The organism is Paenarthrobacter aromaticivorans (assembly GCF_019038615.1).
GTDB lineage: Bacteria > Actinomycetota > Actinomycetes > Actinomycetales > Micrococcaceae > Arthrobacter > Arthrobacter aromaticivorans.
Genome location: NZ_JAHOPC010000030.1, coordinates 1 through 13,264, shown reverse-complemented (window position 1 = coordinate 13,264; position 13,264 = coordinate 1). Strand labels below are relative to the sequence as shown.

The 13,264-nt window shown below is 65.5% G+C and carries 12 protein-coding genes and 1 pseudogene; 10 read left to right on the top strand and 3 right to left on the bottom strand.

The features are described from left to right. Positions 1-240 precede the first annotated feature (240 nt). Together KSW38_RS23235 and KSW38_RS23230 are read left to right on the top strand one after the other, a co-directional pair. Positions 241-1,257, top strand: a complete 1,017-nt coding sequence (locus tag KSW38_RS23235) for a DUF4192 domain-containing protein (RefSeq protein ID WP_216927790.1) — start codon at positions 241-243, stop codon at positions 1,255-1,257. Between the two features lie 204 nt (positions 1,258-1,461). Next, positions 1,462-1,614, top strand: a complete 153-nt coding sequence (locus tag KSW38_RS23230; protein ID WP_216927789.1) for a hypothetical protein — start codon at positions 1,462-1,464, stop codon at positions 1,612-1,614. Between the two features lie 653 nt (positions 1,615-2,267). Here the strand turns inward: KSW38_RS23230 and KSW38_RS23225 are convergent. Next, the gene (locus KSW38_RS23225) at positions 2,268-2,858 is read right to left on the bottom strand and encodes a TetR/AcrR family transcriptional regulator (protein ID WP_216927787.1); all 591 of its coding nucleotides are present in this window, start codon (positions 2,856-2,858) and stop codon (positions 2,268-2,270) included. A 72-nt stretch (positions 2,859-2,930) separates the two neighbouring features. Between KSW38_RS23225 and KSW38_RS23220 the strand changes: the two genes are divergently transcribed. From KSW38_RS23220 to KSW38_RS23210, 3 genes are all read left to right on the top strand, one after another. Continuing rightward, positions 2,931-3,734, top strand: a complete 804-nt coding sequence (locus KSW38_RS23220; RefSeq protein ID WP_216927786.1) for an SDR family NAD(P)-dependent oxidoreductase — start codon at positions 2,931-2,933, stop codon at positions 3,732-3,734. Between the two features lie 58 nt (positions 3,735-3,792). Beyond that, the gene (locus KSW38_RS23215; RefSeq protein WP_216927785.1) at positions 3,793-5,235 is read left to right on the top strand and encodes a coniferyl aldehyde dehydrogenase; all 1,443 of its coding nucleotides are present in this window, start codon (positions 3,793-3,795) and stop codon (positions 5,233-5,235) included. A 280-nt stretch (positions 5,236-5,515) separates the two neighbouring features. Beyond that, positions 5,516-6,421, top strand: a complete 906-nt coding sequence (locus tag KSW38_RS23210; RefSeq protein ID WP_216927783.1) for an NmrA family NAD(P)-binding protein — start codon at positions 5,516-5,518, stop codon at positions 6,419-6,421. A gap of 503 nt (positions 6,422-6,924) precedes the next feature. On the opposite strand, the gene KSW38_RS23205 is transcribed toward KSW38_RS23210, so the two are convergent. Continuing rightward, complete coding sequence (locus KSW38_RS23205; protein ID WP_216927768.1) at positions 6,925-7,422, bottom strand: SbtR family transcriptional regulator; 498 nt, start codon at positions 7,420-7,422, stop codon at positions 6,925-6,927. Positions 7,423-7,453: 31 nt separating this feature from the next. On the opposite strand from KSW38_RS23205, the pseudogene KSW38_RS23905 reads away from it, so the two are divergent. Together KSW38_RS23905 and KSW38_RS23195 are read left to right on the top strand one after the other, a co-directional pair. Then, positions 7,454-8,496 (top strand): annotated as a pseudogene (locus KSW38_RS23905) (LLM class flavin-dependent oxidoreductase). A gap of 149 nt (positions 8,497-8,645) precedes the next feature. Continuing rightward, a complete protein-coding gene (locus KSW38_RS23195; RefSeq protein ID WP_216927766.1) occupies positions 8,646-8,990 on the top strand; it encodes a DoxX family protein in 345 nt (114 codons plus the stop codon). Positions 8,991-9,120: 130 nt separating this feature from the next. On the opposite strand, the gene KSW38_RS23190 is transcribed toward KSW38_RS23195, so the two are convergent. Continuing rightward, positions 9,121-10,398, bottom strand: coding sequence for an IS110 family RNA-guided transposase (locus KSW38_RS23190; protein ID WP_216927764.1), 1,278 nt, complete (start codon positions 10,396-10,398; stop codon positions 9,121-9,123). A gap of 516 nt (positions 10,399-10,914) precedes the next feature. Here KSW38_RS23190 and KSW38_RS23185 point away from each other — a divergent pair. From KSW38_RS23185 to KSW38_RS23175, 3 genes are all read left to right on the top strand, one after another. After that, positions 10,915-11,838, top strand: coding sequence for a DNA-processing protein DprA (locus tag KSW38_RS23185; protein ID WP_216927762.1), 924 nt, complete (start codon positions 10,915-10,917; stop codon positions 11,836-11,838). A gap of 587 nt (positions 11,839-12,425) precedes the next feature. Continuing rightward, on the top strand, positions 12,426-12,776 hold the full coding sequence (locus KSW38_RS23180; protein WP_216927760.1) for a DUF3846 domain-containing protein: 351 nt from the start codon (positions 12,426-12,428) through the stop codon (positions 12,774-12,776). 61 nt (positions 12,777-12,837) lie between these two features. After that, positions 12,838-13,146 carry a hypothetical protein gene (locus KSW38_RS23175; protein WP_216927758.1) on the top strand — a complete coding sequence of 103 codons (309 nt, stop codon included), beginning with the start codon at positions 12,838-12,840 and terminating at the stop codon, positions 13,144-13,146. The last annotated feature ends 118 nt before the right edge of the window (positions 13,147-13,264 follow it).

The following is a 13,264-nucleotide window of genomic DNA, read 5'->3' as shown; positions in this document are numbered from 1 at the left end:
CCGCTCCACCCCGTCTAGCCCCTCCGCAAGCTCCGGGGCCTGCGGGCCCGGAATCTTCGACGGCGCTTCGCTTATTTCCTTTCGAAGACTCCGTCCCCTTGCCCGATGGGTAGACAGGGCTCCGTCGGCCGCCGAGCAAGCAAGCTTGCCAGCAACCAAAAAACAACGGGGGAGGAACCCAAGGCAGCTGGCCGGGTCACACCTCTCCCTCACCCACTCCTCTGCAAAGGACACACAACCATGAACAACAACCCTGTGAACCTGCACTCGGACGCCGACATCCTGGCCTATGTCCCGCACATGCTGGGCGAGACCCCTAAGGAATCCTTCGTCCTGATCACGATGCAGGGCAACGCGCTCGGCGCCACGCTGCGCGTTGACGCCCCGTTCGGCGCCGAACCCCGTGCCTACGCTCAAAGCGCGGTCAGCTACGCGACCCTCGACGAAGCCGCGACGGGCTCCCTTTTGGTCATCTACACGGACGAGAACACCCCGGAACAACCCCGCCCGTACGCTGCGCACGTTCAGGCGCTGCGGACCGAGTTGCGGATCGCACGGATGCCCTTGAAAGACGCATGGCTCGTGACCTCTAAGGCGTGGAGCAACTACCTGTGCATCGACCCGGCGTGCTGCCCGGAAAGGGCACTGGAGGAGATCGCCGACAGCACCGGCAACGCGGCCCTGATCTACAGGGGAAGCAACGTCAAGGGATTCACCACCCCCGCACCGTTCACCGGCCAGGAGCAAGCCCGGGAAACCATCGCCGCCCACAAGCCCTATGGCTGGCCCGAGGACACCGAAGCACGCCGCAGCCAATGGGACGGGCTGCTTCGGAACCCCGACACCCTCACACCAGTGGCTGCGTTGGAACTGGCCGGAGCGCTGCAGCACCCTGGGACCCGGGACCACTTGATGGTCGACATCATCACCAACGCCCCGGAACAGTTCACTTCGGTCCTGCTGGGTGTCTTCGTCACCCGCCCGGACTGGACCCGCGTGGACACGGCGCAGGAACTCGCGTTCGAACTGATGAAAGCAACACCCGAGGGACAACGCGCCCCGATGCTGTGCATGATCGGATGGCTCGAATGGCTCAAAGGAAAGTCCAGCTTCGCCGCCCGGTACTTCAAGCTCGCACTGGACGACGTCGAGGGCTACCGGCTGGCTGAACTGCTGACGGAGCTGGTTGAACGTGGCCTGCTGGCCGACTGCGTCCGGGATCCGCAGAAGGCCTACAACCTCCACCTCGGCCGCTAGACCGGATCAGGCCGGACCCCACACCAAGAGGGGTCCGGCCTTACCCCTGTCCAACCTGCCACGGGGCGCGCGGCCTCCCCCGCTGGCGCTCCTCCGGCCGCGATGACGCTGCCGCGGGCGCAGCCACTATCCAGCGAAACCGCAGAAACGGCCGCTACGGTGAAACGAAAAACCAGCCCACCACCGAAGGCGAGGACCCCCGCCATGGCCGATGAGATCCGCATGACCGAGGAAGACACCGTAGCCCCGGACGCCAGCGCCCTCGAAGACATCCTCGAACTACGTCTCCTGACTGCGGGCCCGGCCATCGGCCCGGTCGACCGGCCCATGGAAGACCACCGCCTCGACGAACCCTGAAACCCCCTGGCAGCGCACGGCGCTGCCCCCGAATTTCTTTTGCAGAGAAAAAGCAGAACGAGCCGGACCAACAGGTCCGGCTCGTTCTGTTTAAGAACCAAACATGCCGCGTAAGAACCAAACATGCCGCGCCGGGACCGGCTGTGGTTCAAAGACCCAGAACGGGCGTCCACTGCGTGGCCGGCTGTTGGGTGGTGTCGGTCCGTCGCAGGGCTCCTGCCCGTCATCACCTGTTCTGTCTACGACGATGCTCCTATGGGCGTCAAATCGGGATTTGTGCCGTGTCAAGCAATTGGACCTGGACGGTGAGGACGGTACCTAGGCAGCAGCGAGGCCAGTCTGTAGTCGGCGGACGCCGGGGTTCGGGCATCAGCTTCGGGGACTTCCAAGATGCGGCGGCGACCTCCCCCGCTGGCACACTGAGGAGAATAAGGACCGGTGGCAGGGAGGAGGTTCCTGACGCTATCGGTGACGGGCGGCGAGAAGCATTGCCCACACGTCTGCATACCGACGACTTGGCGTCAGCTTTTGGTGGCGGGCACCTTCGATGGGGATACGGAGATGGGTATATGCAGTAGGTCGATCGGAGTCGCACTAGCTCAGGCTCTCAGTCATTGCCGCAGTAGTCCCCCTGGTAGTCATTGCGGCCGGTTTCAGGCGGGGCGGCGGACGGCCTGTACGGCAGTGTCGTAGAGCTCGAACAGGTCGACCTTCCCGCCCAGGCGAGCCCATTCCTCGATTGCCGTCTGGAGGCAGACGATCGCGGCGGCCGCGATCGTGCGGGCTTGGAGGGTACGGCGGTCGGTCTCGGGCAGTCTGGGCTCGATGAGCGGTGTGAACAGGTCTTGCCAGCGGGCTTGTTTCTCGGCGTGGCCGGCGCGGAGGGCGTCGTTGCGGAACAGAAGCGTGAGGAACTCGAGGCGCTTTTCGGGGGTCGTGTCGATCTCTTCGATCACGCGGAACGCTGCGCGCAGGGCGGTCCAAGGGTCTTCGTTGGCCGGGCGTTCGGCGAGGCGCGCGGCGATGAGGTTGCCTTGTTCGGACAGGCTGGAAAGTGCGAGGTCTTCCTTGCTGCGGAAGTAGTTGAACAGGGTCCGGCGCGAGACGCCTGCGGCGGCGGCGACCTCGTCGACCGTGGTGTTGTCGTAGCCCTTGGCGGCGAACAGGTCCATTGCGGTCTGGGCGAGCAGGGACCGGACAACTGAGCGGGTCTGCTCGCGGATCGGTGCGGGTTGTTTGGTCATGCACCCATGGTACATAACTTTATCTCATGTAGAGATTTGCACTCGATGCATGAGTGTGCCTATAGTGAATGCATGAACGCTATCGATTACCGCAACCAGACCACCATTGTCACCGGAGCCAGCTCCGGCCTCGGCGAAGCATTCGCACGTCAACTGGCCGGGCGAGGCTCGAACCTTGTGCTGGTCGCCCGCCGGGCGGACCGGCTCGAGCGCCTGGCGGACGAGCTCACCCGTGCCCATGGCGTCACCGTGACGGCCCTCGCCCGAGACCTCGGCCGGTCCGACGCCGGACGCGCGCTCCGTGCCGAACTCGAATCCCGCGGCATCTACGCCACCGGATTGGTCAACAACGCAGGCTTCGGCACCCACGACCCGTTCGGCGACGAGGACCCCGAGCGCCTCCAGAGCATGATCACGCTCAACGTCGCCGCGCTCGTCGACCTCAGCCGCGCCTATTTCGAGCCGCTGACCGCGGCCGGCAACGGCGTCCTGATCAACACCGCGAGCATGCTCGGGTACCAGCCGATGCCCTACATGTCCACCTACGGGGCGACCAAGGCGTTCGTCCTCAGCTTCACCGAAGGGCTGTGGGAGGAGGCCCGCGGCACCGGCCTGCGCGTCCTGGCCATCAGCCCCGGCGCGATGGACTCCGAGTTCTTCGACGCCGCCGGCAGCCAATCCGCAGACCTCGGCACTAAACGCATCTCACCCGAGGCGGTCGTCAGCATCGCCCTCAAGTCCCTCGACCGCCGTCCGGGGCCGCCGTCGGTGATCACCAACGGCCGCTCACTCCCCCTCGCGTCGAGGTTCCTGCCGCGCCAGGCGGTCGTCCGCCTGATCGGCGCACTCCAGCGCCGGGCCATGAGCCATGGCTGACGCGACCGCGCTTGGACCCTTCCACCACGCAAGCGACAACCGTTCTAGGAGCAGTCCGATGTCCCTCACCACGCCCGCACCGCCCGTTACGACCACGGAACGAACCGACCGGGAGCGCTTCAGAGACCTCCTCGCCGCCCAACGCGCGGCCTTCCTGCGCGACGGCGCTCCGTCACTGGCCCAGCGCCGCAGCGACCTCAGGAAACTCAAGGTGGCGCTGCTGGAGAACCGTCGCGCCATCGAGGTGGCGATCAACGCCGACTTCGGCAACCGCTCCCGGTACGAGACAGCGCTGTTGGAGGTCCTGGGCGTGGTCAACGGCATCGACTACCTCGACCGCCACTTGCGCCGCTTCATGCGGCCCAGCCGCCGCCGCGCCACGATGCAACTGGCTCACGGCAGCATCCGGGTCGAGTACCAGCCGCTGGGCGTGGTCGGGGTGATCTCGCCGTGGAACTACCCGGTCAACCTGTCGCTGATGCCGGTGGTCACAGCGATCGCCGCGGGCAACCGCGTCATGCTCAAGCCCTCCAAGTTCACGCCGGTCACGAACGCCCTGCTCGCGTCGATGATCAGTGCGATCTTCCCCGAGGACCAGGTCACCGTCATCTCCGGTGACGGCGCGGCGTTCTCGTCCCTGCCTTTCGACCACCTGGTCTTCACCGGCAGCTCCGCGGTCGGGCGCTCGGTGATGCAGGCGGCGAGCGAACACCTCGTCCCCGTCACGCTCGAGCTCGGCGGCAAGTCCCCGGCCATCGTCGCCAAAGGGCAGGTGAGGGACGCGGCGGTGTCCTCCATCGTGTTCGGCAAGCTCGTCAGTGGCGGCCAGACCTGCATCGCCCCGGACTACGCCCTGGTGCACGAGAGCGAGATCGACGCGTTCGTCGACACCTACGACCGGCTCGTGAAGAAGGCGTACCCGCAGGGCCCGACCAGCGAGGACTATACCTCGATCGTCAACGACAAGCAGTACGCGATCCTCACCGACCTCATCGCCGACGCCCGCGCCCACGGCGCCAGGGTCATCGAGGTCGGGCACCGGCCCGGCGACGCGGCACGCCGCCCGCACACCCTCGCGCCCACGGTCGTCCTCGGCGTCACCGACCAGATGAAGATCGCCCACGAGGAGATCTTCGGCCCGATCCTGCCGGTCTTCGGCTACAAGGACATCGACGACGCCATCGACTTTGTGAATGCCCGGCCCCGGCCGCTCGCGCTCTACTACTTCGGCCCGGGCGACCCCGACCGGCGCGCGGTCCTCGACCGCACCACATCGGGCAACGTCACCGTCAACGGCACGATCATGCATGTGGGCCAAGACGACCTGCCGTTCGGCGGCGTGGGTGAGAGCGGCATGGGCAAGTACCACGGCATCGAGGGCTTCCGCACGCTCAGCCACCCCAAGGGGATCTACACGCAGGGCCGCTGGAACACCATCAACCTCCTGCACGCGCCCTTCGGCAAACGCGCCGATCGGATGCTCGACCTCCTCCTGCGATAAACCGCACCGACGGCATCCGCCCGGCCGGTCAACCGCACCGGGGAAACCACGGGGAACAGCGATGACCACCGATACGGCCGGACCCGCCGTGTAAGGCTCATGCACATGCGGCAACACGTTCGCAGTCGAAGCAGGCACGCCGCGGGCTTGGCCCACGGGCGTGGCCGGCCGTTCAGTGACCCGCGGTGGCTCAGCGGAGCCCCGGAGCACCGGTACCTATTACCAGCCGCGCCTCGGCCAGACCTGGCCGAGGCGAACACCTCCCGAAAGGAAACCAACAATGGCTGATCACGACCCCGTTCTGGTCACCGGCACCGGCGGCGTGGGCCGCCTCGTCACCGAGCAGCTACGCGCGCTGAACGTACCGGTCCGCGTCCTGACCCGCCGCGAGGATCACCGTGCGACCGAGGTGCGGGCCCTGGGCGCCGAGGTCGTCACCGCAGACTTGACCCGGGCCGACACGGTGGCGGCCGCGCTCGACGGCGTACGCCGGGCATACTTCGGGCTCAGCGTCTCCCCGGACCATCTGCTCGCGGCAACCGTCATGGCCACCGTCGCCAAGGCGCACGGCGACCTCGACCTGCTGGTGGACATGTCGCAGATGACGGTATCGCAGATGACCGCCACCAGCACCGCGGAATCCAACCAGCAGCGGCTGCACTGGCTCGCCGAGCAGGTACTGGACTGGTCGGGCCTACCCGTGGTCCACGTACGCCCGACCACGTTCCTGGACAACCCGCTGTTCACCGCCCTCGCGGCACACTCGATCCGCGAGAACAGCACCCTCGCGCTGCCGTTCGGCACCGGACGCACCTCACCGATCGCCGCGGACGACGTCGCCCGGGTGGCCGCCACCATCCTGCGCGATCCCGGCGAGCACGCCGGGAAGGTCTACGAACTGACCGGACCGCGCACGCTCGACATGACCGAAGTAGCCGAGGAGTTCTCCACAGCGCTCGGCCGTACGGTGACCTATCGGGACGTCCCCCTACCACAGTGGCGCACCGAGGTGCTCGCGAGAGCCGGCCTGCCACAGCACACCGAGCAACACATCGCGACTATGGCGCAGCTGCACCGTGCGAACCGTTACGACAGGGCGACCACCGACGTCGAACGCATCACCGGGAAGCGGCCCCTGACGGTCGAAGAGTTCGTCGCCGCGCGCAAAGACCTCTACCTCGGCTGACTGCCAGCAATCCCAGGCGGCATCCCCGAAGCCGCGGCCGGGCACGTCAACGGCGCACCCGGCCGCCTGTCATGGACGACACGTTGGCGAACCGAAACATCGAGCCTCCCACGAACGGCCTTGCGGCCAGGCAGATGTCACCCGATCGCGAACCCGGCAACACCCACCACGCCCGAGACGCCGGCGTCCCGGTGCCGTGAACGCTGACCGGGACGGCGCCTCCCCTTCCCCTGGGCCGAGCGGAACCCCCACCGCCCGGACCATGAACATGTTCGCAGCAGTCGCCCCCGCGGGCCCGGAGGTCGGACGGCGCGTCGCAGGCGGCTGGGCGCCCTCGGTGCGCGAGCGTGCGCAACGGGCCGCTCAAGTACTCGCGCAAACAGTCCACTCAAGTGGCGTTCCGCTTCTTTTGTCGCCACCATACGGGCAGCAACAAGCGGCCTAACTCGGCCGTCAAACCGCTCGGGTCTGAGGCGCTATCGCGCATAGCGGGTGTCAGCGCCTCAGGCCTCGCTGACTTTGTCCCCTTTTCGTTCCGTACGCCGAGGGTCTCGAAGCCGCGGACGCATCATCGCCCGGGCGACTTGGCTGGGTTTCATCGGCGGTTCAGTCAGCGGTGTGGCTCTTTCCGGCCGGATACCGTCAAGGAACAGTTCGACATTGCGCCGCCACGATTTGGGCGCCACGTCCATCGTCATTTCTGCGATACGACTGTTGGCGAGGAAGACGAAAACGAGATCCTCTGCCCTGAAATTCGATCGGACCGCCGCCGTGTCGCGCGCCTCGCGGACCAGTTCTTCAATGTGCACCTGGATCCGCCTGCGAAGCGCCAGAAGCGTTTCTGACTCATCGAACCTGGTCGTCATGAGATTGAGGTAGCCCCGGCTATCAGCCTCGAGTGCGCAACTGGCCATGATGTAACCCGAGAGGCCCTTCCATCTGTCCGGGTTCCTCAGGGCCTCCTCGGCAAGGTGTAACTGTTCATTGAGGCGTTCAACCAACCCTCCAGAACACTAGGAATGGGAGATTAGCATGGAGTTGGGCGTCTATTCCTTCGCAGAGGTCGTCGCGGACCCGAATACCGGGCGCCGGGTCAGTCCTCAGGAACGCCTGAGAGACCTCGTCGAGGAGATTGAGCTGGCCGATCAGGTCGGCCTCGATGTGCACGGGCTCGGGGAGCACCATCGCGAGGACTTTGCTGCTGCGAGTCCGGCTGTTGTTCTTGCCGCTGCCGCCGCGAAAACGGAGAACATCCGACTGACGAGCGCGGTAACCGTGCTTAGCTCATCGGATCCGGTGCGGGTGCACCAGGACTTCGCGACGCTCGATCTGCTCTCGGGCGGACGTGCGGAAATCATGGCGGGCCGCGGTGCCTTCACGGAGTCATTCCCGCTGTTCGGGTACGACGTGTCGGACTACGACACTCTCTTCGAGGAAAACCTGGACCTACTGCTGACGATCCGCGCCAATGAGAAGGTGACCTGGTCCGGCAGGCACCGTGCGCCGCTGTCGAACCAGGGCGTCTACCCCGCCCGGCACAGGACCAGCTGCCCGTGTGGGTAGGGGTTGGCGGATCACCATCCTCGGCCGTCCGTGCCGGCAAGCTTGGGCTGCCACTGTCTCTGGGCACCATCGCCGGTGACGTCCGGTGCTTCGCTCCTCTGGTGGACCTGTACCGGGCAACTGCCCTCGAGGTTGGCCACCCGGAGAACGCTGTGAAGGTCAGTATCAACGCCCACGGGTATGTCGCTGACAGCAAAGAGCAGGCCATCGACCTGAGCTACGCGTACTTCCAGTCCGCGATGAGCACCTTACTCAATGCGCCCTTCTCGGCCCTGCCGACGAAGCAGCACTACGGTACGGACGCCTCCCTGCAGGGAGCTCTCGTCGCTGGGTCCCCGGAGGACGTAGCCGAGAAGATCTTGTTCCAGCAGAGCGTCTTCGGCAACGAACGCTTCCTCATGCAGATCAGCGTCAGAACCATGCCGCACAAAGAGGTAATGCGATCCATCGAACTCCTCGGCACCCGTGTAGCCCCGATCGTTCGCGCCGAATCGCTCGCCTCCGCACCCTGATAACCGCGAACCCGCTTCACGGCCGCTGACCCGGTCGTGAAGGGGGCCTCGGTCCTGTCAGGGCACCTTACCGAATACGGCGATTCCGTGCGCCTTCCTCACCACGGAAACCATCCACCCATCATCGTCAGAACGGTGTACCTCCACCCATGTTTATTGCAGCATCCATCCTCAGCGTCCTTTTCTCGACCCTGCTAGTGTTCTCCGCCGTCGGAAAGCTTCGCAAAGACCCTAAACAGATGGCCGTCCTGGAGCTTGTGAAAGCAACCAAAGCGGCGCCACTGCTCGCCACCCTTGAAATCGCCGCAGCAGCCGGTATGCTTGTAGGTTTGGCCTGGTGGCACATCGGAATCGGAGCTGGCATCGCCGCCGCTCTTTACTTCGCCGGGGCGATCGTCGCGCACCTGCGCGTCGGGGACCGCGCCGTGAGCGCGTCTGCCGTTCTGCTGGGAGTCAGCGTCGCCGTGGTTGTTCTCAGGGCCCTGGCGCTCTGAGCCCACGGGCATAGCGCCACCGCGCGCGACACACCCCTCCTCATCCCCGATCAGCCGGGAAGGGGAGGGTTTATCCTACCCGGGAGGGCGAGACTTACATGCTCTTTTCGGATGCTGCGCATCACCATCTTCAGCGCACCGGTCCCGCGACTTCGGCATCATTGTTCCGGGCGGCTTGGGTCTCCCTATTTTTCTGAGATGAGTGATCGTGCAGCCATTGGCGGTAGGTCGTGGCGAGGTCGTCGTTTCGAATTAGGCCTCTTTCGAGGCGGGATATGGCAGAGGGCCATTGGCCAAGCTGGGCCGCGGCTTGGCCTAGGGTGAATCCGATGTCGTTCCGTTTCTGCCGCAAGTCTGCGTTGTTGGGTGCGGGCTGAGGATTGGTGATCTGGCGGTATATCTCCCGGGCCACGTAGCGCTTGAGGCACCGCATGATTTCCCGTTTGCTCTTGCCCTCTGCGGTGCGTTTTGCGACGTAGTCTTTGGTTCGCTGGCACGAAGCCATGCGGACCAGGACTACCTGATACAGGGCATGATTGGCGTTTCGGTCACCACCCCGACTGAGCCGGTGGCGGGTGGTCTTACCCGAGGATGCGGGTATCGGCGCGACCCCAACGAGGGCAGCGAATTCGGCTTCGTTGCCAATGCGGTCTGGGTTATCCCCGACCGTGACCAGGAGCTGGCTGGCCACTTCGGTTCCGACACCTGGAAGATCGCAGAGCATCGGCGCGTAGCTGTCTAGGATTTCCTGGAGTGCGGCATCAGCGGCGGCAATTTCCGACGCAAGGGAGTGACACCGGGCGGCTAGCGCTTTCAACGTCAACAGGCATACGTACTCGGGGTCAGCGAGATGGCCTGAAGGCCGGGTGCGCTGTAAGGCATTGATCAGCACTGAGGTTCCGAGTGCCCGGTATTTGGCGCGGAGTCTGTCCGGGGCTGACACGAGGAGATTCTTGATTTGGTTGATGGCAGCTGTTCGAGCCTTCACTGCCGAGGTGCGCCCGGCGCGTAGGAGTCGCAGGCATTCGACCGGGCCGTCCTTTGCCTTCGGGACGGCTTTGGTGCGGCCGTTGAGTACCGAGTGGGCGGCCTGGTAGGCGTCCAGCGGATCGGACTTGCCCTTCAGCCGGCGCGCGGCCCGGTTCGGACGGTTGACCTCCAAAACGGTGAGGCCTTCACGGCCTAAGATTCTGGCGACGTCGGCCCCATAAGAGCCTGTCCCTTCAACCCCGACCGCGGTGACGGTGCCGTGGCTAGTGATGAAGTCCAAGATCTTCCGGTACCCAGTCCCTACGGCCAGAAATTCCTTGTCTGCGAGGGGTTTGCCGTGTTCGTTGATGATGGCCACGTGGTGTGTGTCGGCGTGAGTATCGATGCCGGCGATGATGTTGGTTGGTTCGGTTGCCAAGATGGAATTGCCCCCCAGTCGGATCAGTGGCTGATGAGTGGGTGCGGGCCAGGTGGGCAGACAAAACGGTAATGGGACTGGTCGTATCAGGCTCCTATGAGGTCATGTCCGCCTGGCTCGACACCCCTTTTTTACGGACCTTGAGCCGGCGGACAGATCGTCGGGAAGACATTGCCGCCTGGTACGTCAGTTTTTTGGTGAGTCACGCCGGCTCAAGGACTGTTCCAGTATTACCGTTTTCTGGTTGCTGTCCTTCGGATTGTAGGCGTCCGCTCCACCCCGTCTAGCCCCTCCGCAAGCTCCGGGGCCTGCGGGCCCGGAATTTCCCTGCGGCGCTCCTGCGTCGCTTATTTCCTACGGGAATTTCCGTCCCCTTGCCCGATGGGTAGACAGGGCCCCGTCGGCCGCCGAGCAAGCAAGCTTGCCAGCAACCAAAAAACAACGGGGGAGGAACCCAAGCAGCCGGCCTAGGTCACGCCTCTCCCTCACCCACTCCTCTGCAAAGGACACCCAACCATGACTGATGAAAACCGGATCGCGCGCGCTGCCATGACCCGCATGTTCGTCCCGAACGACTACGTTGCACGTCGCCTGGTCGAGCGCCACGACCCGTACCCCGCGTACCGGATGGCCCTCCGTGCCCGTCCCCTGTTCCCGTTCGGGACCATCACCGCAGAAGATCTCTCCGACGGGCTGGACCGGTGGGCGCCCTCACCCCGGGACCTCGACACCGACAAGATCGAGGAAGACCTGGCAACTATCGAACGCCTCGGCGGAGGGTTCCTGATCCCGGGAGACGAACACTGGCCCGAAGCGTTGGATGCCCTGCCCAACGCCCCGTACGGGCTCTGGTACGTCGGGAACATCGCCCAGGGTATCCCCGACCCGTCCCGTGCGGCCGCGGTGACCGGATCCCGTGACTGCACGAGCTACGGCGCCGCCGTGGCCGGGGACATGGCCCACGGCCTGGCCCAGGAAGGCATCTGCGTGGTCTCCGGTCTCGCCTACGGCATCGACGCCCACGCCCACCGCGGCGCCCTCGCAGGCTCCACCGGGGAAGCACCGGCCACCATCGCCGTCGTCGCAGGTGGCCTTGACCGGGTCTACCCCTCCGGCAACGCCGACCTCGCGGCCGCGATCCGGGCCAACGGCCTGATCCTCTCCGAACAAGCTCCCGTTACCGCGCCCACCCGGACCCGCGTCATCGACAGGAACAGGATCCTCGCCGCCCTGGCCGGGGTCACCTGCGTCGTCGAAGCCCGGACACGGTCCGCAGCGCTGAACACCGCCCGGCACGCCGAACACATCGGCCACCAAATCGCAGCGGTGCCCGGCAGCGTCCACAGCGGCCACTCGGAAGGATGCCACCACCTCCTGCGAGCCAACAACGCCTTCCTGGTGACCAACGCGGCCGACGTCGCCGAAATCCTCGCCGACTAAAAACACGCACGGGGCCGGTCCTTCGGGGCCGGTCACCTTTTGGTGGGCGGGCGGTCCGCCGCACGTGCCCGGCCCCGGTGGGTGGCTGCCGGCGGCGGACCGCCGTTCCCGCCACAGTCCCGCACCGCTCACCCGGTGAGCGCGGCCAACCCTGGACGCCGGATGGCTTGGGATGACTCGGACCGGGGAGGCATGCTCGCCGGTGCTCGCACCCGTAAGGGCGGCCACTGCGCTTCGCTCCGTGCCCGGCTGTCCGGTGGCGCCGGTCCGTCGCAGAGCTCCTACCCGCCACCCCCTGTTCCCTACACGCGTTTCTTGGCTGCTGTCCTTCGGATGTTACGTGCCCGCTCCACCCCGTCCAACCCCTCCGCACGCTCCGGGGCCTGCGGGCCCGGAATTCTTCGACGGCGCTTCGCTTATTTCCTTTCGAAGATTTCCGGCCCCTGGCCCAAGGGGTGGACAAGGCTCCGTCGGGCACAGCTCCGCAAGCTTCGCCAGCAGCCAAAAAACAACGGGGGAGGAGACAAAGCAGCTGGCCGGGTTACGCCGCTCCCTCACCATTCCTCTTCCTCTGCAAAGGACACACCATGCTTATCCACCTGATAGCCCTGTTCGTCCCGTCCCGGCTCAGCGAGAACGTCGCCGTAGCCACCATCGACGCCCGACACCCCAGCCTCCAAATCATCATCGGCGGCGAGCTGGAATGCATCGCCCGAGGCGACTGGCAGGTCTACCTGAACGCCCAAGCCCAAACCAACGGACCCTCGAACGTCCGGGCCGTGCAACTGCTCCACGAAACCGGGCTTGACCTGCCTGTCACCGGGAACGCAGTGTTCCTCGGACGTGCAGGCCTCACCCACGACACCGACGTTCCCGAGTACCTGATCCGCCGCGCCGAAACTCTCTTCGACACCCGACTGGCCCAACCAGCGGCCTAAACCAGCAGGGCTGGCCGGGACCAAGGTCCCGGGCACCCGCCCCTTCTGAAGGAGGAACACGATGAGCTTCTGGAACGACGAGGGCAATTTCGACTACGAAGCCCACTTCGAAGCGGGCGAACGCGAGAAGGCAGAGGCGACCGCCGAATGGATCGGCTACCCCGGCATGACCGACACCTTCCACCATTTCGGCCTGTACGGCGACAGCGTCTCGGATGAGGTGTTTACCCCCGAGCTGCTCGCCGCGATGGACACCTGGCAGGTCCTGCTCGAAACAGCCGAAATCACCGAGGACGAACTCGACCGCAAAAGACTCGAACGCGAGCATGAAACCATCGACCGAACCATCCACCACATGATCGACGACTAACACCACGGTTGGGGCCGTTCGCCTTTTGGTGGGCGGGCGGTCCGCCGCACGTGGTTGGCCTGGGTGGGTGGTTGCCGGCGGCGGACCGCCGTTCACGCCAACGGACCCTGACCATCAC